Source organism: Allobosea sp. CCNWLY174 (assembly GCF_037120455.1).
Lineage (GTDB): Bacteria > Pseudomonadota > Alphaproteobacteria > Rhizobiales > Beijerinckiaceae > Allobosea > Allobosea lupini.
Genome location: NZ_JBBBBQ010000012.1, coordinates 33026 through 53440, shown reverse-complemented (window position 1 = coordinate 53440; position 20415 = coordinate 33026). Strand labels below are relative to the sequence as shown.

Below are 20415 nucleotides of genomic sequence, written 5' to 3'. Positions count from 1 at the left end.
TTTTTGGCTTCGAGTCTGGTTGTGGGTTTTTCGCCGGCGGTCTGGTCAGGCCGTCGGCTTGCCGTAGCCGCCGCCGCCAGGCGTCTCCAGCAGCACGACGTCGCCGGCCTGCATGGTCAGCTTCTTAGCTTCGCTGACGTTCTTGCCGTTGACGAGGAAGCGGCCGGGGGCGCCCGACAGGCCACCATCGATTCCGTCCGGCCCCCGTTCGAGCCGGCTCGGCACGGCGTTGAGCAGCCAGGCATGGTCGGTTCGCATGTGGAACTGGATAATCTGGCCGTCGCCGCCCTGCATCCGGCCTTTGCCGCCCGAGCCCGCTCGCAGCTCCTTGCGGTCGAAGACGATCGGCATCGCTGCTTCGAGGATTTCGATCGGAACCGCGGCGACGCCCGTCGGATAGCAGGTCGCACTCGGCCCTGGCTTGCCAGCGCGTGCACCCATGCCGCCGGAATAGTTGAACATCGACGAGGTGAAGGGCTCGCCGCTGGGCTTGCGGCCCTGGATCTGGATCGTCCAGACCGCGCCTGATCCTTCCGCCAGCACGCGCTCGGGCATGACCTGATGCAACGCCTTCAGGATCGGCATCGGCACGTACATGCCCACGACATGGCGGGCATTCACAGGCGCGGGATAAGCGCAGTTGATGATCGAGCCGACCGGCGCGCGCACCTCGATCGGCGCCAGCGAGCCGGTGTTGTTGGGCAGGTCAGGATTGAGGCAGGAGCGGATCGCGAAGGTCGAATAGGCGTGGGTATAGTTCAGCACCACGTTGATCCCCGTCGACGTCTGCGGCGAGGACCCCTCGAAATCGACGATGATCGAACCGCTTTCGGCATCGACCGTGATAGCCGTCTTGAGCGTGATGATCTCGCCGCCGGGTACGTCGAACACCGCCTCGCCATGATAGGTGCCCGGCCTCAGCTTGCGGATGGCGTTGCGCGTCGCTTCCTCGGAGCGGTCGATGATCTCGTCGGATAAAGTCTCGATGTCCTCGATGCCGTAGCGCTCGCACAACGTAATCAGATGATCGGCCGCCGCCTCGCCGGACGAAACCTGCGCAGAAAGATCCCCGAAGACGGCATCCGGCGTTCGGACGTTGCGGCGGATGATGTCGTGCAGCATCTCGCTGGGCTTGCCGCGCTCATAGAGCTTTAGTGGCGGAATCCAGAGCCCCTCCTCATGCACATCGCGGGCGCCGGCACCGATGCCGTAACCGCCGATATCGGTGTGGTGGATGGTTGAGCCGATATAGGCGAGCAGCTTCTTCCCGTCGAAGATCGGGGTGAGGATGGTGATGTCGAAGAAGTGCCCGGCCGAGAGCCAGGGGTCGTTGGTGATCAGCACATCGCCGGGCTCGCAGCGGTCCTTGAACAGCCGCACCAGATGGGCGCCGGCGAAGGCGAGCGAGTTGATATGGCCGGGTGTGCCGGTATTTGCCTGCACCACCATGCGGCCGCGCTGGTCGAACAGCGCGCAGGCGAGGTCGCCGGCCTCACGCACGATCGGGCTGAAGGCGATGCGCTGCAGCGCCTTGGCCCGCTCGGTGACGATACCGATCAGGTTCGACCAGAGGATTTCGAGCTCGACGCCGTCCATCGGATGTGACCTTGCCATCGGGTTCAACCTTTCGTGGCGACGATGCAGCCGAGCGCGTCGATCGTCGCGCTCCAGCCGGGCGGCAGCGCGGTCGTGGTCTCGCGCTCCTCGATGATGGCGGGGCCGGCGATGGTCTGCCCGGTGGCGAGGGCCGCGCGCTCATAGACCGGCACGGATTGGCCGTCTTCCCAGGCATGAACCGGGCGGTGGCGCTTGGGCGCGCCAGCTGTGATCTGCGCCCGTGCCTGACCGTCGAAATGCGGCAGTGGGCCACGCGCGACGACGCGCCAGGTCACCAGCTCGATCGGCACATGCGAGGGGTTGACGCCGTAGAGCGTGCGATAGTTCGCCTCGAACTGCGCGCTCAGAACGGACGCGTCGCGGCCGAGTCGCGGATCGGCCTCGAAGATGACCGTGATCTCGTGCTGCTGCCCGACATACCGCATGTCGGCGCCGACCAGGATCGTGACGTCGGCCGGCGCGCAGCCGGATTCGCCCAGTGCAGCCAGCCCTTCCTTTTCGAGGTCGCCGAGGACGCGATCAACGCGGGCCCAGTCGAGCTGGTCGATCCTGGTCAGGTCGCTACGCACGAGATCGAGCCGAACGGGGGTGACGAGCGTGCCGAAGGCGGAGAGCACGCTCGATTGCGGCGGCACGATCACGCTGGTGCTCTGCAGCAGTTCGGCGACGCCGCAGGCATGCAGCGGCCCGGCGCCACCAAAGGCGAAGAGCGGCAGGCCACGATAGTCGACGCCGCGATCGGTGGCATGGGTCCGCGCCGCCGAGGCCATAGCCTCCGTGACGATGCGGTAGATGCCGCGCGCCGCCTGCACGGGACTGAGGTCGAGCGCCTGCCCGAGTCTGGCCATGGCGCCGTCGCAGGCCGCCTTGTCGAGCGACATGTCGCCGCCGAGGAAGTTCTCGGCATCGATCAGGCCGAGTACCAGATCGGCGTCGGTGACGGTGGCCCTCTGGCCGCCGCGACCGTAGCAGGCCGGGCCGGGAGCGGAGCCCGCGCTTTCGGGGCCAACCTTGAGCAGGCCGAGATCGTCCACATGCGCGATGCTGCCGCCGCCGGCGCCGATCTCGATCAGGTCGATCGAGGGCACCGTGACGGGCAGGCCGCTGCCCTCGCGGAAGCGATAGCGGCGATCGACCTCAAACAGCCCCGTGATCAGCGGCGTGCTGTTCTCGATGAGGCAAGCCTTGGCGGTGGTGCCGCCCATATCGAAGGACATCAGCCGGTCGATCCCGAGCAGCTCGGCGTAGTGGCAGGCTGCGAGCGCGCCCGCCGCCGGGCCACTCTCGATCATCCGCACCGGGTTCCGCCCCGCCGTCTCCGCCCCCACGACGCCGCCGGAGGACAGCATGATCAGCGGGGTGTTGGCGAAGCCCTCGACGCGCAGCCGGTCGCTAAGCCGCTTGAGATAAGGCTGCGAGATCGGCATCGCATAGGCGTTTACCGTCGCCGTCGAGGCGCGCTGATATTCGCGGATTTGCGGTGCGACCTCGGAGGAGGTGCAGATGAAGACGTCGTTGAGTTCGCGCGACAGGGCGGCCGCGACCTGCGCCTCGTTATCCGGGTTGGCGAAGCTGTTGAGGAAGCAGATCGCGACGGCGCGCGCGCCGCTCGCGCGGATATCGGCTGCGAGGTTCACAATGTCCTGCGGGCTCGGTGAAAGCGCCAGCGTGCCGTCCGCCAGGACGCGCTCCTTGAGGCCGAAGGTCAGCTCGCGCGTCACCAGCGGTTCCGGGAACTCGATCTGCGGGTCGTACATGTCGTAGCGATGCTCGTTACGGATCGAGAGCACGTCGCTGAATCCTTCGGTGACGACGAGCGCCGTCGGCAGGCCCTTGCGCTCTATCAGCGCGTTGGTGACGACCGTCGTAGCGTGGACCACGACGCCATCGACCGCATCCGCGGCAATGCCGGCCTTGCCGAGCACGGAGTCGACGCCCCGGAAGAAGCCTTCGAGCAGATCGTGATGCGTCGTCAGGGTCTTGTCGACGCTGAGGCCACCGCGCGAGTCCCGCAGGACGATATCGGTGAAGGTGCCGCCTATATCGACGGCCAGCGAATAGGTCATGCTCTTTAGTCTTTCCAGGTCAAGCCACGCGAGATGCGCGCGGCGCTGCCGACGACCTCACGGATCTGTTCGGGATCGGGAACGGGCGGAATGAACTGCGTCGCGCCGACGATGGCGATCGAGCCGACGAGAACCTTGCGGTGGTCGAACACGGGAGCGGCCAGCGTGTTGACGCCGGTGATGACCTCGTCGGGCGCCGTCGCCCAGCCGCGGTTGCGCACGAGGTCGAGATCGGCGAGCAGAGCCTCGCGCGACACGATCGTCGCTGGGGTCCAGGCTTCGAGCGGGCCGTCGACAATGGCCGCCGTGCGCTGCTGGGAGCCGAAGGCGAGCCAGATTTTGCCGTGGGCGCTGGCATGGAAGGCGAGCCGCGTCCCGGGCCGCGTGGCGAATTCGATAAGTGTGCGTCCCTGGATCAGTTCGAGCACGATCAGCTCGTCGTCGATAGCGGCGCAGATCGTGACGGCCTGGCCTGTGCGGTCGCGTAGGGTCATCAGCTCTTCGCGCGCGGCGCTGACGATATCGAAACGCTGCCGCAGGGCCTCGCCCAGCACCATCAGCTTGATCCCGGCCTCATAACGGCCGGTTTCGGCCTCCTGCCGGACGAAGCCATGGCGCTGCAACGTCACCAGATGACGATAAATCGTCGCCTTCGACGCCAAGAGCGCCTCCGCGATCTGGGAAAGCGAAGCCGGGCGGCTCTGCTGCACCAAGTACTCGACCGCGTGAAGCGCGAGATCGAGCGTACTGGTGCCGGCAGGCGCAGGCTTCCCTGCAGCTTTTGGCAAGTCTGTCGTCAAGGCGTTTCCCATTTTGTTTCATATAATGAAACGCTATTTTATTATATGATACGCTATGGCGGATTCGAGTTGGCTGTCAAGGTCGAAGGTACGCAGTGAAGTGTCCCGCTATCACCGAGCGACAGCGCGACGGGCAGCTTCTTCGCAGCCCGCAGGCGAGCTCTTTAGGGCCATGGCCGGAACGAACTCTCCGTCGTGATCCCAGGCGACATCGATCGCGTCTCCGGGCTGATTATCTGCGGCCAGTCTGTCGCCAGTCTCCGAGCTCGGGCTCACGGAATCCGGGATAGACTTTATGCGCGGCCAAGAGGGGGACGACGGCGCAGCTGACGACACGAACTATGCCGGTGGCATGGCGGTGCAGCCTGGCATAGCCAGGGCCCTTGCTGACTCCGGAAATGTCCGGCTTCAGGCTATCCAATACACGCCCATCCCGTGGTGGCTGGTGCTGGTGGCCAGTAGCCCAAAGAGCGGTGCGGGCGTCGGTTATAGTACCGCCGCATCATCGCATCGAGGCGCGCTTTGGGTGAAAACGGCCATCTTTCGGGAGCAACATCGCCTGCAGCGTCGTTCAGAGCGCATGCGCGTTCCGGTCAATCGATTCCGCATCCTACTCGCCTAAAGACGCACTGTAATGATGGCGTCATTACAACGCTTGTAATGACCGCGTCGTTACAGCATGATGACCTTAAGGAGATTTCTATGGCAACGACCCGCACAAGGGATGCCGAGAACAGCGAACCGCTGAACATGCGCATCAAGCCAAGCATCCGCAGTCTCATCGACCGCGCCGCAGCTCTGGTGAAACAGAACCGAACCGATTTCATGCTCGAGGCAGCCGAGCAGCGGGCGCAGCGTGTCCTGCTCGATCGCGTCGTGTTTCCGGTCAGCCCCGAGGTCTACGCCCAGTTTGTCGAGCGGCTCGATGCACCTGCGAACCCGAATGATCGCTTGAAGCGCACCATGACCACCAAGGCGCCTTGGGACGCTGCGTGACGCTTTCAGCACCCGTGCCGCTGGCAGACCACCACGAACTTGCCGGATTCAACTCCGGTGTCGCCGAGCTCGACGACTGGCTGGTGAAGCGTGCGCGCAGCAACCAGGCCAGCAGTGCATCGCGCACCTTCGTCCTTTGCGAGGGCAATCGCGTCGTAGGCTATTACGCACTCGCCTCCGGCGCTGTTGCGCAGGCGGAAGCCCCAGGAAAGATTCGCCGCAACATGCCTGAGCCCACCCCGTTCGCGGTGCTGGGCAGGCTGGCGATCGACACTGCCCATCAGGGCAAAGGCGTCGGTTGGGCTATGGTCAGGGATGCCGGGCTTCGACTCTTGCAGGCGGCAGAGGTGCTAGGCATCCGCGGCTTGCTCGTGCATGCGATTTCGGAGGAGGCCAAGGCGTTCTACCTCGCGCTTGGTTTCACCCCCTCGCCGCTCGACCCGATGATGCTGATGGTCACGCTACGCGATTTGTCCGCGGCCGCCAGCCGGCGATGAATGGCCTGCTGCCGGTTTAGGACGCCCAGTTAAGCTGACTGGACTGCCGCCGGTCCGTTAAACACCGAACCGAGCCGGTGGCATCGTGGTGTGGCGAGGCATAGTCCGGGCCTTTGCTGACTCCGGCAATGTCCGACTTTCAGGCTATCCAATACGCGCCCCGACCATGGCGGCTGGTGCTGGTGGCGAGTAGCATAACGAGCAGTGCGGGCGTCGGTTATGGCATCGCTGCCTCATATCCCATGACTGACGATCCACAGCGGAAAGCCGGTCTGACTTAAATTCACGAAACCATTCCGCTCGCACGTCGTTGATTTACCCGAACGATTAAGAGCGGCGTATGAGCCGCCGCGTGTCTTTTGCCATTGCCGAGGAAAAAGCGACGTGTTTATCGGCCCCTGGCCCAACGTCGGAATTGCGGTCCTACCGTACGGATTTTTCATCCGTGGTGGTCCAAGAGATGTCGACAGTCGCTGGAGGTGGATGTGATCAAGCCATTCGATAAGCCAGCCCTGACAGGCGTGACCGGGTTGGACGACGTTCTCGGGGGCGGATTGGAACGGCGGCGTCTGTTTCTTCTCGAGGGCAACCCCGGAACGGGCAAGACCACGATCTCGATCCAGTTCTTGTCGGCGGGAGCCCTGGCGGGCGAACGCACACTTTACATCACTTTGTCCGAAACCGAGGAGGAGCTGCGCGCCGGCGCGGCCTCTCATGGCATGGACATGGCGGGCATCGAGATCTTCGAGCTCGTTCCGCCGGAGCTCCTTCTCGATGAGGATCAGCAGCAGAGCCTGCTCTATTCATCGGACCTGGAACTCGGCGAGACAACCAAGCGCATCTTCGAGGCGTTCGAACGGACACAGCCCGACCGCATCGTCTTGGACAGCCTGTCGGAAATCCGGCTTCTCGCCCAGGGCTCCCTGCGCTACCGACGCCAGATCCTGGCGCTCAAGCATTACTTCGCGAAAAGGGGCGCGACGGTGCTGATGCTCGACGACCTGACGACGGACATCAACGACAAGACGGTGCACAGCGTCGCTCACGGCGTGATCCGGTTGGAGGAGACGTCGCCGGAATACGGCGCCGACCGTCGTCGCCTTCGCGTTATGAAGTATCGTGCCCGTCGTTATCGCGGTGGTTATCACGACTTCTCCATCCTCACTGGCGGCGTGCGCGTGTTTCCCCGTCTTGTCTCCGCCGAGCACAAGACGCGGTTCGTGCGCGATGAGCTGAAGAGTGGTTCGTCCCAGTTGGATGCGCTTTTGGGAGGTGGAATCGAACGCGGATCGAGCGTGTTGGTCCTGGGCCCGGCGGGCACCGGTAAGTCGCTGCTGGGTCTCACCTTCGTCGAAAGTGCCATCTCTCGGGGCGAGATCGCCGGCTTGTTCGTCTTCGACGAGGAGCTTGGCTTGCTCTTCGATCGAGCCAAGAAACTTGGCATCGACCTTCAGGCGATGGTCGATGGAGGCAAGCTTTTCGTCGAGCAGGTCGACGCCGCCGAGCTAAGCCCGGGCGAGTTCGCCGAGCGGGTGCGCCGTTGCGTCGAGGAGCACGGCGTCAGGACGGTGATCATCGATAGCCTGAACGGTTACCAGGCCGCCATGCCGCACGAACAAGCGCTAGTACTGCACATCCACGAGCTGCTGCAGTATTTGAATAGGCAAGGAGCCACGACGTTCCTGACTGTCGCGCAGCATGGGCTGGTCGGGGACATGAAGACACCGGTGGACGTCACCTATCTTGCGGACACAGTCATACTGCTTCGCTACTTCGAGGCTTTCGGCCGGGTCCGGCGCGCGATCTCTGTCGTGAAAAAGCGCATGGGGGGGCATGAGGACACCATTCGCGAATACCGGATCGGTGGTCGCGGAATCACCCTCGGCGAGCCGCTCGTCAACTTCCAAGGTGTACTCCGGGGCATTCCGACTTTGGTCGGTGAGGGCCCGGAGTTAGTGCGGGCAGGCCAGGCGTGAAGCGTTCGACATTCTCGGAAAGGGCTCTGATCCTGGCGCCCCGTGGACGGGATGCATCAATCGCAGTCGCGATGCTCGGCGAGGCAGGCACCATTGCAGAGGCTTGCGGATCGATCCTCGACCTGATCGGGGAACTCGATGTGGGCGCTGGGGTCGTGGTGGTCACTGAGGAAGCGTTGGCAACTTCGGACCTGGGCCCTCTGGCTGCCTGGATCGCAGACCAGCAGGAATGGTCCGACATGCCCTTTGTGCTCCTGACAGGCCACGGTGGCGGGTTGGAGCGAAACCCGTCAGCACGCCGATATCTTGACGTGCTCGGCAACACCATTTTTCTCGAACGCCCGTTTCACCCCACAACCTTAGTGAGCCTGGTCCGCGCCGCCTTACGGGGCCGCAGGCGACAGTATGAGGCGCGGGCGCGCGTCGACGAGCTGCGCTTCCTCGCAGAATTGGACGAGGCCATGCGAGGCGCACGCGATGCGCGCGCGGCAATGCTGACGGCGGCCACTCTCCTCGCAAAGCGCCTGGGCGCATCCCGATGCGCCTATGCGGACGTCGACGTCGACAATGATCGCTTCTTCATTCGCAACGATTACGCCGCACCCGAGATCGAAAGCTCGGCAGGCACTTACAGCCTCGACCTCTTCGGTCCCCGAGCCGCTGCCGACATGCGAGGTGGGCATACTCTGGTCGTCCGCGACGTCGCCGCTGAGCTGGCTTCCGGCGAGGGACGCGAGATGTTCCTGGCAATCAATATCTCCGCAATCGTGTGCTGCCCGCTGGTAAAAGGCGGTCGCCTGGTGGCCATGATGGCAGTCCACCAAAGCCATCCGCGCGACTGGCAATCGCGTGAAATTGCCCTCGTTCAGTTAGTCGTCGAGCGCTGCTGGTCGCATATCGAGCGAGTCGGCGCTGAGGCCCGCCTTCGCGAGAGCGAGGAGCGCCTTCGGCTGGCAACCGAGCACGCTGACATCGGCTTCTGGGACGTGGACCCTGTTCACGATCAGCTCATATGGCCTGCCCGCGTCAAAGCCATGTTCGGAATTTCGGCGGACGTTCCCGTGACTATGCAGGATTTCTACGACGGACTGCACCCGGACGACCTCGAGGCGACTGGCGCGGCCTACGCCGCCGCAGCCGACCCGGCGCGCCGCGCGCTCTACGACGTCGAGTACCGCACGATCGGCAAGGAAGACGGCGTACTGCGCTGGGTTGCCGCAAAGGGGCGAGGCGTTTTCGAGGGCGACCGTTGCGTACGACTGCTTGGCACGGCCATCGACATAACCGCCCGCAAGGCAATCGAGGAGCAGCTTCGCCACCTTAACGAGACCTTGGAGCAAAGGGTCGTCGATGAGGTTGCAGAGCGGACCAAGGCCGAGGACGCGCTGCGCCAGGCGCAGAAGATGGAGGCGGTCGGGCAGCTGACGGGTGGCGTCGCCCACGACTTCAACAACCTTCTGACTATCATAAAGAGCTCCACGGACCTGATGCGCCGGCCGAACCTCCCGGAGGAACGTCGGCGCCGTTACGTGGACGCAATCTCCGATACGGTGGACCGGGCCGGCAAGCTGACCGGTCAGCTCCTGGCCTTTGCGCGTCGCCAGTCTCTGAAGCCGGAGGTGTTCGAGCCCGCCGTCCGCATCCGCGCCATCGCCGAAATGTTGCGGACCATCATGGGATCGCGCGTCGAGATCATCGCCGATATCCGTGCGGAGGACTGCTTCGTCGAGGCCGACATCAGTCAGTTTGAGACGGCCCTCGTTAACATGGCCGTGAACGCGCGCGATGCGATGGACGGTGAAGGCACCCTGACGATTGCGGTCGAGGACCTTTCGCGGATGCCGGCTATCCGCGGCCATGCCGGGGGAGCGGGGCCGTTCATCGCGGTGTCGCTTTCAGATACCGGCATGGGCATCCCGTCCGATAAACTCTCCCAGATCTTCGAGCCGTTCTACACAACAAAAGAGGTCGGCAAGGGAACGGGCCTCGGGCTTTCGCAGGTCTTCGGCTTCGCCAAACAGTCAGGCGGAGACATCGACGTCGACAGTACAGTCGGGGCCGGAACCCGATTCACGCTCTACTTGCCGCGGGTGGAACGTCGACCAGAAGCGGAAAGCGAGCAAGGCGAAGCACGGCTTGCGGCCATCAGCGGCGGAAGCGGCCAGCGCGTGCTGGTGGTCGAAGACAACGTGGACGTGGGGACTTTCTCGACGCAGCTCCTGATCGATCTCGGCTATGAGACGACATGGGCCGCCAATGGCAACGAGGCGCTGAAGATCCTCGCCGAGGTCGACCGTTTCGACGCGGTGTTTTCCGATGTCGTCATGCCCGGCATGAGCGGAGTGGAACTCGGTCTGGAGATCCGGAAGCGCCATCCCGGGCTCCCAGTCGTGCTCACTTCAGGGTACAGCCACGTCCTTGCCGAGGAAGGCCGGCACGGCTTCGAACTGTTGAAGAAGCCCTATGCCGTCGAGGACCTGTCCCGGATACTGCGGTCAGTCACTCGAGCCAGGCCGAAAAATCGGCAAGGCGGTACCTGAACGCCGACGCGTTACAGCTTGCGAGAGGATTAGTCGGGCAGACAGGCCCGAAGCACCTGTTCGACGTGCTCGATTGTGTAAGGCTTCGCCAGCACGCGGCATCGGTTTGGCAGATCGGGCGCGCTGCCGCCGTAGCCCGTCGCGACGATGACGGGGACGCCCTTTCCGATGAGCGCCTCGATCAATGGATGCGACATGGTCCCGTTCAGGTTGAGGTCGACAATTGCGGCATCGCAAGTGTTCGTCCCAATTAAGCTTTGGGCCTGAGCAAGATTGTGTGCCGGTCCGACGACGCTGCACCCCAAATCGTTCAGCAGGTCTTCAAGCACCATGGCGATCATCGGTTCGTCCTCAACGACCAGGATCGCTTTACCTTTCAGCATCGATAGTCTCTAAATTCCTTGGCGAAAGGCTTCGCGTACCTGATCCAACGACGGCCCTGGGGTTTCGCATGAAACCTGTTCTCCCGTCTACGGCGGTCGGACGGTACGGGCGCATCCCTCGCTTCTGTGTCACAGCCTGGTTGGAAAAAACGGAGCGGGTTGCCGGCCGCGACGTCCACGCCAGCGACTTGCAACTTGCAAATTAATGCAGCGCATCTCCTGCGACACCGTGGTGCACAGCTCCCGTTGCTAGGTCGCTGTCAGCGAGGCGGGCCCGTGATTGGACGAAGGCGGGGGCTAGCACCGTCGCCAGGTCCAAGCGCGACGCCCGGTTCTCGGCGTAAGGCAGCGACCAGGTGCTTTAGTTCACGAATGCATGGCCGCGCCGGACAGCCCAGCACCGAGTATCAACCCCTGGCGCCGGGATGCGCCGAACTCGGTGCCGAGGCGCACATGGCAGCCGTCGTGTCGTGGCACCTTTTGTTGTACCCTGGTGTATGTCCGCATCCGGCAAGGCACGAACTTCCGGACGTGGCGCTAATTGTCCGCGCCTCCCTCGATCGAGCATCATTGACCGTTCCCTATGAACTGTTCGAGGCCGCGATCCCAGTAGGGCTGCCCCCCAAATCGCTCGACCAGCCAGTCGATGAAGACTCTTACCTTCGGCGCCAGTTCGCGCGAGCTCGGGTAAAGCACCCAAAGCGTCTGGGTCGAGACGAGCGGATACTCGGGAAGGACTGGGACGAGGGCACCGGAGCGAAGCTCATCCGCGGCACACCACGTGGCCATCAGAGCGATGCCAAGCCCCGCACATGTCGCATCGCGCACGGCACCGCCGTCATTGATCCGCAAGCTTGGGGTCATGCGCCGCTCGATCAATTCGCTGCCCGGTCCGCGGAATGTCCAGAGATCAAGCGTACCGACAATTAGGCAGGCGTGTTCTGCGAGGTCATCGGGCGTGCTCGGCCGCCCGCGCCGCTCAATGTACCCGGGCGAAGCAACCAGCACCCGCCTGTCTGGAGCGAGCCGCCGCGCGACGAAGGACGTGTCGTTGAGGTCGGCATAGCGAACCGCGACATCGAAGGCACCTTCGACGAGATCGACAACACTGTCCGAGATGCGCAAGTCGAGAGCCAGCTCGGGATATCGCCTGCAAAAATCGGGTAGGCCCGGCACGATATGCATGCGCGCGAACGAGGCCGGAGCCGCCACCCGCAGGGTGCCGCGCGGGGCGGCTTGCTCCCGCCCGAGCGCCGCGCGGGCGGACTCTGCGGCGAGCACGACATGCTCTGCGTGCGGCAGGAAGGCGAGGCCGTCCTCGGTCAGCGTCGCCTGCCGCGTCGTTCGGTGGAGAAGCCTGGCGCCCAGCTTCCTCTCGAGGGCTGCCAATCTGGCGCTCGCTACCGCTGGAGTGAGGCCGAGGTCGCGGGCTGCAGAGCTGATACTCCGGAGCTGAGCAATACGGACGAACAAGTTCAGGTCGTTCACATCCATCGCATTGCTTTCAAGGATTCGTTGAAGCTGATCCTAATTTTGACCTGCTACCGAGAGCAATCACGACAAGTCATATGAGCATCACCGCAGCGGGACCATGGCCAATGGAGTCCGCTCTGCCTCAACTCCTGAAAGGAGGTCGTGATGACCAAGACCATGAGGGCTGCCGTGCTTACGCGCTTTGGCGGGCCGGACGCGTTCGAGCTGCGCGAGGTCAACGTGACTGACGTCGGCCCGCGCCAGGTGCGCGTGCGGGTGCATGCCACGGCCGTCAATCCGCTCGATTACCAGATCCGCCGTGGCGACTACGCGGACTACGTGCCGTTGCCCGCGGTCACCGGCCACGACATTTCGGGCGTCGTCGAGGAACTGGGCTCGGATGTTCGCGAGTTCGCGGTCGGCGATGAGGTCTACTACACGCCTAAGATCTTCGGCGCCGCCGGCTCCTATGCCGAGCAGCACGTTGCTGACGTCGAGCTCGTTGGACGCAAGCCGCGAAACCTCTCGCACCTCGAGGCGGCGAGCCTGACGCTTGTCGGCGGCACTGTCTGGGAGGCGTTCGTCCAGCGCGCGCAGCTGAGGGTCGGCGAGACGATCCTCATCCATGGCGGGGCCGGTGGCGTCGGCACGATCGCGATCCAGGTCGCGAAGGCGATCGGCGCTCGGGTGATTACGACGGCGCGTGCGCGCGATCACGACTTTGTCCGCACGCTTGGCGCCGACGAGGCGATCGACTTCACCGCTGAAGACTATGTGGAGTCAGTCGCCCGACTGACCGGCGGAGAGGGCGTGAACGTCGTCTTCGACACGATCGGCGGCGACGCCCTCACGCGAAGCCCGCTCACGCTCGCGCCGTTCGGGCGCGTGGTCAGCCTCGTCGACATAGCACAGCCGCAGAACCTCATTGAGGCCTGGGGCAAGAACGCGGCCTATCACTTCGTGTTCACCCGCCAGAACCGCGGCAAGCTCGACGCGCTTACCAGCCTCGTCGAGCGCGGTCTGGTGAAGCCAGTGATCGGCGCGACACTGCCACTTTCCCGCATGGCCGAGGCGCACGAACTGCTGGAGAACGGCTCAGCGCGAGGATTGCGGGGCAAGGTCGTGATCGACGTCTCGGGTGAGGCGGCCGCCTGACATGTCCCGCGGCCGGCCGGGCAGCTCCCCGGCCGGCCGCTTCGTTCAGACCGCATGCGCCGCTGCGTGCCCCTTTCTGCACCGGTACGACTGGCCGATCACCACGAGCTTGCAGAGTTTAATTCCGGAACCCTTGAGTTGGACGACTGGCTGGTAAAGCGCGCGCGCAGCAACCAAGCCAGCGGCGCATCATGAACGTTCGTGCACTGCGAGGGCAACGAGTCGTCGGCTACTACGCCATTGCAACCGGCGCCGTCACGCAAGCGGAAGCGCCGGGCAGGCTCCAGCGCAACATGCCCGATCCGATCCCGCTTGCAGTGCTGGGCCGTTTGGCGATCGACAGCGCCTACCAAGGCAAAGGCATCGGCCGGGCCATGGTACGGGATGCTGGATTGCGGCTGTTGCAGGCCGCTGAGATCCTCGGCATACGAGGCTTGCTCGTGCACGCCATCTCCGACGATGCCAAGGCCTTCCATCTCGCGCTCGGCTTCACGCCCTCGCCGCTCGATCCGATGACACTCATGGTCACGCTGCGCGATTTGGCGGAGGCAGGCGCGAGATAAAATCTAGCTGTGGGCGCAGAATCGAGAAACTCGGCGCGATGATGCCCGCCGATTCCGAAGGCAACGAGCCCGGCCCGGTCGGCGACCTCGACCTCGTCGAGGACATCGGCGATGCGGTCGGCTGCAGACGGAGGCTTGCCAGTCGCCGGATCGGGGAGGATCGCCGCGAAACTGTCGATACCGATCTCCATCATTGATCCTTGGGCTCTTTCAGCGACGGCATTGGTGTGGCTTCGAGGGACATGCAGGAAGGCATGGTCAGAACCGATAGTTCGCCATGACGCCGACCAGCTTGATGACTTGAGCCGAGCCGGTTTCCCGAATGAATGGTCCAGGATCGAAGACGCCGACCGAAGCCGCGAAGTTCAGCTCCGGCGTGGCCTGCCAGGCGACCGCGATTTCGGCCTGCGTCCCGATGAAGCGCGTGTTGCTGCCCTTGCCGCTGCGCACGAGAGCGCCCGAGATCGTATAGACGCCGTCGGCCGTGCTCTGTCGCCAATAGGCCGAACCCGACAGCGACAGCTCGATATCCTTGTGCGGATGAATCGCGATGGACGGCCGAAGCTGGATCAGGTTGCGTGGCCCGATCGGCGACTGGGACACGAAGTACTTGCCCCTTGGGAAGAGAGGATTGAGCGTTCCCAGTTTCGGATCGTCCGGATCGCCGTCACCTGAAATCGCATCGGCGGCCAGCCTGAGGTCGGGCTGCAGCGGAGCCTGGGCAAAGCGATAACCGACCTCGCCGCCGATGCCCCATCCCGCCCTGCCATGGCCTGCGAAGGTTCCGCTCTGAACGGCGGCTTCGAGGTTCCAGTAAGCGGAGCCGGTATCCCCGAAGATGCGGGTGCCGAAGGTGTGGACCAGCTCCTTCCCAGCCCCCTGATCGTAAATCGCATTTCGGTCGCGCAGCCCCAGGTAGTAGAAATCGAAGCCATTCCTCCGCTTTTCGCCCAGCCAGCGCGTCGCATAGACGCCCCAGAGAGATTTCTGGGTCGACGTCCGGTCATCGAAACTGTCGAGCCGGTTGTCGACCGGGCGGAAAGCGAGCGCCGTGACCTGCCAGGCCTTGGCCGTCAGGGCCGCATCGAAGCCGTCGAATGCTTGAGGGATATTGGGACCGTAGCGTGTGTCGACGAAGCGCCCCGCGCCCAGCGACACCAGCTTGCGGCCGGCTGACATCCGCAGCGAAACCGCCTCTGCGACATCCGTCTCCACCTCGGCGAAGGCCTGCAGCAGGTCCGCGCCGGTCGTATCGACGGGCCGCCTGGGGCGGCGGACGCCCGAGATCCCGGAGATGATCGGCTGAGCAAACAGGCGCAGCTGTCCTGCGTGGAAATCGGCATAAGGCATGAAGCGATGCCAGACATAGCCGTCATGCGGCGCGTCACCCCAACGCGGATTGGCATAGCCTTCGTAGCGCGACCGGACTTCGAGACCTGTCGTGAGATAGGTCGATCCATCCGCGCTCAAGGGGATGTACTTGAACGGCTCCGTCCACCGCCCCGTCCGCTGCGTCGGGTCTGCGAGATAGGACCAGCTTTCGGGGTAACGCTCGATCGTTAAGGTCGGCGCCCGGCCGATATCCGTACCCGTCTGTGCGTCTGCCACAACAGGCAACGTTGCTGCCGCGAAAGCGATCATCCACTTTCGCGGCGACAATTGTTTCAGGCTTCGGCGGAAGCGCCGGAGCTTAGCGGGCCCCGGCACAGAGGGGATGGCGAGCCGCGACACCGGGTCCATTGTCTCGCAAGGCATCTCGCCGCGACTTGCCGCCCGAACAGGTCAGCCGGCGGCGCTCGGGACCGGCGTGTTGAGCAGCTGTTGCTCCCACAAATAGGCGATGCCACTGCCCGCAGCATGTTCCTTGAGGACGTCCGTCACCTTGCCAGCGGTTTCGATGCGGGCCCAGTCCCGCTGCCATTCGGCCATCACGGCGAGCCAAGTCATCATATTCGCGCCGGCTGCGATCATGCGTTGGATGGCGACCTCGTGGGATTCGATCGAAATGCCGCCGCAGGCATCCGTGACCACGGTCACGTCCCAGCCCTCGCCCAGAGCCTGGATCGCCGGCATCGCAACGCAGACTTCAGTCCAGAGGCCGGCGATGATCAGCTGCTTACGGCCCGTCGCCTTGACCGCGTCCACCACCTTCGGATCTTCCCAAGTGTTGACGAACGTCCGGTCGATCACCTCCTGGCCCGGGAAGACATCGGTGATCTGCGGGAAGATGAGACCGCCTCGCTCAGCGATCACGCTCGTGAGAATGGTCGGGACGCTGAATGCCTTGGCGGCCTTCGCCAGAGCCGTCGCATTGTTGACCGCCATATGGGGGTCGTGGCTGTTTAGGTTGGTGAGCTGGAAAGGCTGGTGGTCGATCAGAACGAGGACCGAGTCTTCAGGGCGAAGAAGCGACTTCAGGCCATTGCGAAAGGTCATGATTATCCTCTTCTGACGTCGTCAATGAGCGGCAATGTCAGCCGTGCGATTTGCGCCACAGGCAGCGCCGCCGGTTTATCGCCGTTCCCGAGCGCGCTGCGATAGCGCCATGGTCAGGCTAGCTGTGTCGCAATATGAGGAACGCCAAATTGGAGATTGAAGATCTGCAGACATTCGTGGCGGTTGCCGATGCCGGAGGCGTCTCGCCCGCCGCGCGCCGACTAGGCCTGTCTAAGTCCATCGTGAGCCGACGGCTGCTGCGGCTAGAATCGGAGCTCGGAGTCCAGCTGCTTGCCCGCACGACCCGTGGCGCGGCACTCACGGAAGCCGGCGCGACATTCCGCGAGCACGCGGCCAGGGTCTCCGCTGAGATCGAGCTGGCCAGGGAGGCGATCCTGCCGAATGGCGACCTTCGCGGCCGCCTGCGGATCGCCATGCCACTGACCTTCGGGCCGACGCACTTTGCTCCGATGGTCGCCGAGCTGGCGCGACGCTACCCGCAGCTCCACATCCATACCGTCTACAGCGACCGCTTCGTCGATATCATCGCCGAGGGCTTCGACTGCGCGATCCGGGTCGGCTACCTGCAGGACTCAAATCTGGTCGCAAGGCGTATCGGCCCGATCTACGGCAAGCTCGTCGCGAGCCCGGACTATATCGAGACTCACGGCTCCCCTGAGAAGCCGGAGGAGATCGCCGCCCATCCGGCCTTGATGCAGGGCATGGAGACCTGGCAATTCATGGACGGTGACACGATCGTCACCATCCAGCCGCAGGGGCGCTTCAAGGCAGACAGTGCCACGGCTCTCGTTGCTGCCGCAGCAGCGGGGCTCGGTATCGCCTGGCTGCCCGACTGCATGATCCATGAGCATGTGGCCGCTGGCGCGCTCGTCCCGATCATGCTGCGCTACCCGCCGCCGCCAGCCGGCGCCTATGTCGTCCGCCCGCCGGGCCAGCACCCCGAACGCAAGATCCGGGTGCTCACCGAATTGTTGATCGAGATGCTCAAATACGATCCGCGTTTCGCCGAGATTGGTCTGCCGAATACGAAAGGCGAGGTCTTCGCGCCGGCCGTGTGAGTTCCGCTTTGGGCGACACAGCTGAGCGGCTCGCGCAACTAGTCGTAGGAGCCGCGGCTCACTAGGTCGATCGTCGATGAAGGCCGCCGACGGGAGATCGCGACACGCATGAGCTGGAACCCTGCCATCGAACCAGGCTGCCCTGACGAGGTCGGCATCGATGCTATCGAGACCCTGATCGTTCCGCGGGCGCGGGATCTCGGCGGCTTCGAGGTGCGGCGCGCCCTGCCGGCGCCGAAGCGGCAGATGGTGGGGCCGTTCATCTTCTTCGACCAGGCCGGACCGGCCGAGCTGCTGACCGGGCAAGGCATTGACGTCCGCCCACACCCGCACATCGGTCTCGGCACGGTAACCTATCTGTTCCGCGGCGATTTCCATCATCGGGACAGCACCGGAGCCGATCAGATCATCCGCCCCGGTGCGCTGAACTGGATGGTCGCCGGGCGCGGCGTATCCCATTCCGAGCGCACTTCCGCAGCCAGCCGAAGCGGGCCGAACAGCCTGTTCGGCATCCAGACCTGGTTAGCCTTGCCCGAAAGCCATGAGGACATGGCGCCTTCGTTCGAGCATCACGGCAAGGAGTCGTTGCCGTCCATCAAGGACGGCGGCGTCTCGGTCAGGCTCATCCTTGGAAACGCCTATGGCGAGCGCGCACCGGCGACGATGTTCTCCGAAACCTTCTACGCCGATGTCGCGCTCGAAGCTGGAAGCCGGCTGCCGATGCCAGACGATCACGAGGACAGGGGCATCTACATCCTCGACGGGTCAATCTCGATCGCAGGTCAGGAATACGAGGCGCCCCAGATGATGGTCTTCCGCCCCGGCGACAGGATCACGGTCGCAGCCGGCGCGAGGGGCGCACGCCTCATGATCCTCGGCGGCGCGACGCTGACAGGTCCGCGTTACATCTGGTGGAACTTCGTCGCCTCCTCCAAGGAACGCATCGAGGAAGCCAAGGCCGAGTGGCGCGCGCAGAACTGGGGCAATGGACGCTTCGATCTCCCCGCCGACGACCGGGACGAGCACATTCCTCTCCCGGACTGAACAGCGCTCTCCACCCGAATTTGAGCTGAGTTCGTCAGAGCTCTTGACCATCAGGCCGCCGCTGGCTGGCTGTCGGATTACTTTGCCGCGAACTGAGAGATGACGATTCGTGGATCACGCTCGACATCGCCGTTGAGCTGCGGCGGGCTCGTGTCGCGATTTTCTCGGCATGTCGTCATCGGAAACGAGCCCTATGCGGTCGGTACGCTTGAGGGGGAACTGCGTCATGACCTCCGAGCTGAGGATATGATGCCGTTTTCGGGATAATTATGCAGCTATTTCAAAAAATTATCTCGAGTCACGGCTAGTCATTTTTTGGGGGGCGCAGATATTTTCAACAACCTGAAATTGCATGAACTGCAATACAACTATCTGCCGCAACGGCGAATTTCTGTCACCACTCGCATTTTAGTGTGTAACTATACCGCCGTACGCTTGATATCGGATGGAGCGAATCAGTTACTGAGGATCCACCGTGATCGGAGGGACGATGTCTGGAGATAGCGAAGAGCTGCTTGGGCTGACGACGATGGTTGCATCGGCCTATGTGAAGTTCAACCGCCTTCCGCAATCCGAGCTCGCCGGACTCATTGCGGGCATTCATTCGACGTTTGTGACGTTAGGGCAACCCACTGCACCTGAGGCTCCCAAGCCGACGCCTGCTATTCCGATCAAGAGATCGATCACTCCCGACGCAATCTACAGCCTCGAAGATGGTCGGCCCTTCAAGTCGCTGAAGCGGCACCTGCGCGCTGCCTATGACCTTTCTCCAGATGAGTACCGGAAGAAGTGGGACCTTCCCGCGGATTATCCGATGGTCGCACCAAACTATGCCGAAACTCGTTCTCAACTGGCCAGATCGATAGGCCTCGGCCGTGATGCTGGGAGCAAGCGCAAAAGGCGCTGATAGCGAACTGCCAGCGTGCGCAGCACGTAAGCCTAGCGCGCGGAATGCGTTGGCAATAGCTCTAGAGCGCTTCAGCGCAGGCGTCGTGACCTGTGACGTTCCGGGTTACTCATCCCGAATAAGCCTGCTCCCGAAGGAGCAGGCTAGTGTGGACACACGCGTGCCGCGCACGGGCCAGCTGATTATTCAATGATCTGAACGACCCGGCCGGTATTCGGATCGACCAGCACCGTGCGGTTGTTGACAACGGTGTAGCGATAGCCGCTGGCGCCGTATTCTGCGGGCACCTCCCGGTAGACCACACCTTGCTGCGGCAGGACGGTGCCGACCGTCATCGGCTCTGCATAGGTGTAGGACGGGACGCGCTGCTCGACCACATACGCTCGGAAGCGCGTTGAATCGTCGATCATTACCCCACCAGCCGGGTCCCGCTTGAGAGGAGCCTCAACGCTGCCTGCGCCGAGCGCCGGATCGCGGGTTGAGCCGCCGGTGGGATCGCGGACGACGACCCCGGAAGTCTGCGCGAACGCCGTGGCAGGTAGCAGTACCAGCCCGGCGGCGAAAAGAGCATTCTTGAGCATGTGATGTTCCTTCATCGCGGTTAAGCCGAAGTTCAAACTTCGCTATCCTCGTCCGATGAACGGCTCGTTTGCTCCTGGGTTCCGATGGCGCGTCGTCACAATCATCCACTGCGCACCTTTTGGTGGCCTTAGGTCATGAAAGCGAAAGGGTCGAAGGCGCACGCAAAGCGATGAACTGATCAAATCGGGTCAGTGTTGCGCCCGCGGGGCTTTTTCATGCCTCCGTTAGCCGCGGAATGTCGGGCACCGCACGAAGGCTGCCACTCTGCGGATCACAGGGATCAAAGAACGTTGCGGCAAGT

General features: G+C 63.6%; 18 protein-coding genes. 10 read left to right on the top strand and 8 right to left on the bottom strand.

Annotation, left to right across the window (positions count from 1 at the left end; translation table 11 throughout):
• Window positions 1–45 precede the first annotated feature (45 nt).
• The 3 genes from V7S63_RS25570 to V7S63_RS25560 are packed head-to-tail and all read right to left on the bottom strand — an operon-like array spanning window position 46 to window position 4483.
• On the bottom strand, window positions 46–1614 hold the full coding sequence (locus tag V7S63_RS25570) for a hydantoinase B/oxoprolinase family protein (RefSeq protein WP_336532329.1): 1569 nt from the start codon (window positions 1612–1614) through the stop codon (window positions 46–48).
• 5 nt (window positions 1615–1619) lie between these two features.
• Window positions 1620–3683, bottom strand: coding sequence for a hydantoinase/oxoprolinase family protein (locus tag V7S63_RS25565; RefSeq protein WP_336532328.1), 2064 nt, complete (start codon window positions 3681–3683; stop codon window positions 1620–1622).
• A gap of 5 nt (window positions 3684–3688) precedes the next feature.
• Window positions 3689–4483, bottom strand: a complete 795-nt coding sequence (locus V7S63_RS25560; RefSeq protein WP_336532327.1) for an IclR family transcriptional regulator — start codon at window positions 4481–4483, stop codon at window positions 3689–3691.
• 702 nt (window positions 4484–5185) lie between these two features.
• Between V7S63_RS25560 and V7S63_RS25555 the strand changes: the two genes are divergently transcribed.
• The 4 genes from V7S63_RS25555 (at window position 5186) to V7S63_RS25540 (ending at window position 10492) form a co-directional block, all read left to right on the top strand.
• Complete coding sequence (locus V7S63_RS25555) at window positions 5186–5479, top strand: type II toxin-antitoxin system TacA family antitoxin (RefSeq protein ID WP_336532443.1); 294 nt, start codon at window positions 5186–5188, stop codon at window positions 5477–5479.
• Window positions 5476–5976: a GNAT family N-acetyltransferase gene (locus V7S63_RS25550; RefSeq protein ID WP_336532326.1), complete on the top strand. Its 501-nt coding sequence runs from the start codon at window positions 5476–5478 to the stop codon at window positions 5974–5976. Before V7S63_RS25555 ends, V7S63_RS25550 begins: the two co-directional genes overlap by 4 nt.
• A gap of 485 nt (window positions 5977–6461) precedes the next feature.
• Window positions 6462–7952: an ATPase domain-containing protein gene (locus tag V7S63_RS25545; RefSeq protein WP_336532325.1), complete on the top strand. Its 1491-nt coding sequence runs from the start codon at window positions 6462–6464 to the stop codon at window positions 7950–7952.
• On the top strand, window positions 7949–10492 hold the full coding sequence (locus tag V7S63_RS25540; RefSeq protein ID WP_336532324.1) for an ATP-binding protein: 2544 nt from the start codon (window positions 7949–7951) through the stop codon (window positions 10490–10492). The genes V7S63_RS25545 and V7S63_RS25540 overlap by 4 nt, the downstream gene beginning before the upstream one ends.
• 29 nt (window positions 10493–10521) lie before the next feature.
• Here V7S63_RS25540 and V7S63_RS25535 read toward each other — a convergent pair whose 3' ends face one another.
• Complete coding sequence (locus V7S63_RS25535; protein ID WP_336532323.1) at window positions 10522–10875, bottom strand: response regulator; 354 nt, start codon at window positions 10873–10875, stop codon at window positions 10522–10524.
• Between the two features lie 567 nt (window positions 10876–11442).
• Window positions 11443–12369, bottom strand: coding sequence for a LysR family transcriptional regulator (locus V7S63_RS25530; protein WP_336532322.1), 927 nt, complete (start codon window positions 12367–12369; stop codon window positions 11443–11445).
• 144 nt (window positions 12370–12513) lie between these two features.
• Between V7S63_RS25530 and V7S63_RS25525 the strand changes: the two genes are divergently transcribed.
• The 3 genes from V7S63_RS25525 to V7S63_RS25515 all read left to right on the top strand — a co-directional run bounded on the left by V7S63_RS25525 (window position 12514) and on the right by V7S63_RS25515 (window position 14263).
• The gene (locus V7S63_RS25525; protein WP_336532321.1) at window positions 12514–13503 is read left to right on the top strand and encodes a zinc-dependent alcohol dehydrogenase family protein; all 990 of its coding nucleotides are present in this window, start codon (window positions 12514–12516) and stop codon (window positions 13501–13503) included.
• A gap of 191 nt (window positions 13504–13694) precedes the next feature.
• On the top strand, window positions 13695–14066 hold the full coding sequence (locus V7S63_RS25520; protein ID WP_442896520.1) for a GNAT family N-acetyltransferase: 372 nt from the start codon (window positions 13695–13697) through the stop codon (window positions 14064–14066).
• 41 nt (window positions 14067–14107) lie between these two features.
• Window positions 14108–14263, top strand: coding sequence for a hypothetical protein (locus V7S63_RS25515; protein WP_336532320.1), 156 nt, complete (start codon window positions 14108–14110; stop codon window positions 14261–14263).
• A 61-nt stretch (window positions 14264–14324) separates the two neighbouring features.
• Here V7S63_RS25515 and V7S63_RS25510 read toward each other — a convergent pair whose 3' ends face one another.
• Both V7S63_RS25510 and V7S63_RS25505 read right to left on the bottom strand, forming a co-directional pair.
• On the bottom strand, window positions 14325–15707 hold the full coding sequence (locus V7S63_RS25510; RefSeq protein WP_336532319.1) for an alginate export family protein: 1383 nt from the start codon (window positions 15705–15707) through the stop codon (window positions 14325–14327).
• A 141-nt stretch (window positions 15708–15848) separates the two neighbouring features.
• On the bottom strand, window positions 15849–16502 hold the full coding sequence (locus V7S63_RS25505) for a hydrolase (protein ID WP_336532318.1): 654 nt from the start codon (window positions 16500–16502) through the stop codon (window positions 15849–15851).
• A gap of 149 nt (window positions 16503–16651) precedes the next feature.
• Between V7S63_RS25505 and V7S63_RS25500 the strand changes: the two genes are divergently transcribed.
• The 3 genes from V7S63_RS25500 (at window position 16652) to V7S63_RS25490 (ending at window position 19532) form a co-directional block, all read left to right on the top strand.
• Window positions 16652–17581: a LysR family transcriptional regulator gene (locus tag V7S63_RS25500; RefSeq protein ID WP_336532317.1), complete on the top strand. Its 930-nt coding sequence runs from the start codon at window positions 16652–16654 to the stop codon at window positions 17579–17581.
• A 108-nt stretch (window positions 17582–17689) separates the two neighbouring features.
• The gene (locus V7S63_RS25495) at window positions 17690–18625 is read left to right on the top strand and encodes a pirin family protein (protein ID WP_336532316.1); all 936 of its coding nucleotides are present in this window, start codon (window positions 17690–17692) and stop codon (window positions 18623–18625) included.
• Window positions 18626–19115: 490 nt separating this feature from the next.
• Complete coding sequence (locus V7S63_RS25490; RefSeq protein ID WP_336532315.1) at window positions 19116–19532, top strand: Ros/MucR family transcriptional regulator; 417 nt, start codon at window positions 19116–19118, stop codon at window positions 19530–19532.
• Window positions 19533–19714: 182 nt separating this feature from the next.
• Here the strand turns inward: V7S63_RS25490 and V7S63_RS25485 are convergent, their stop codons facing one another.
• Window positions 19715–20149: a DUF1236 domain-containing protein gene (locus V7S63_RS25485; protein WP_336532314.1), complete on the bottom strand. Its 435-nt coding sequence runs from the start codon at window positions 20147–20149 to the stop codon at window positions 19715–19717.
• Between the last annotated feature and the right edge of the window lie 266 nt (window positions 20150–20415).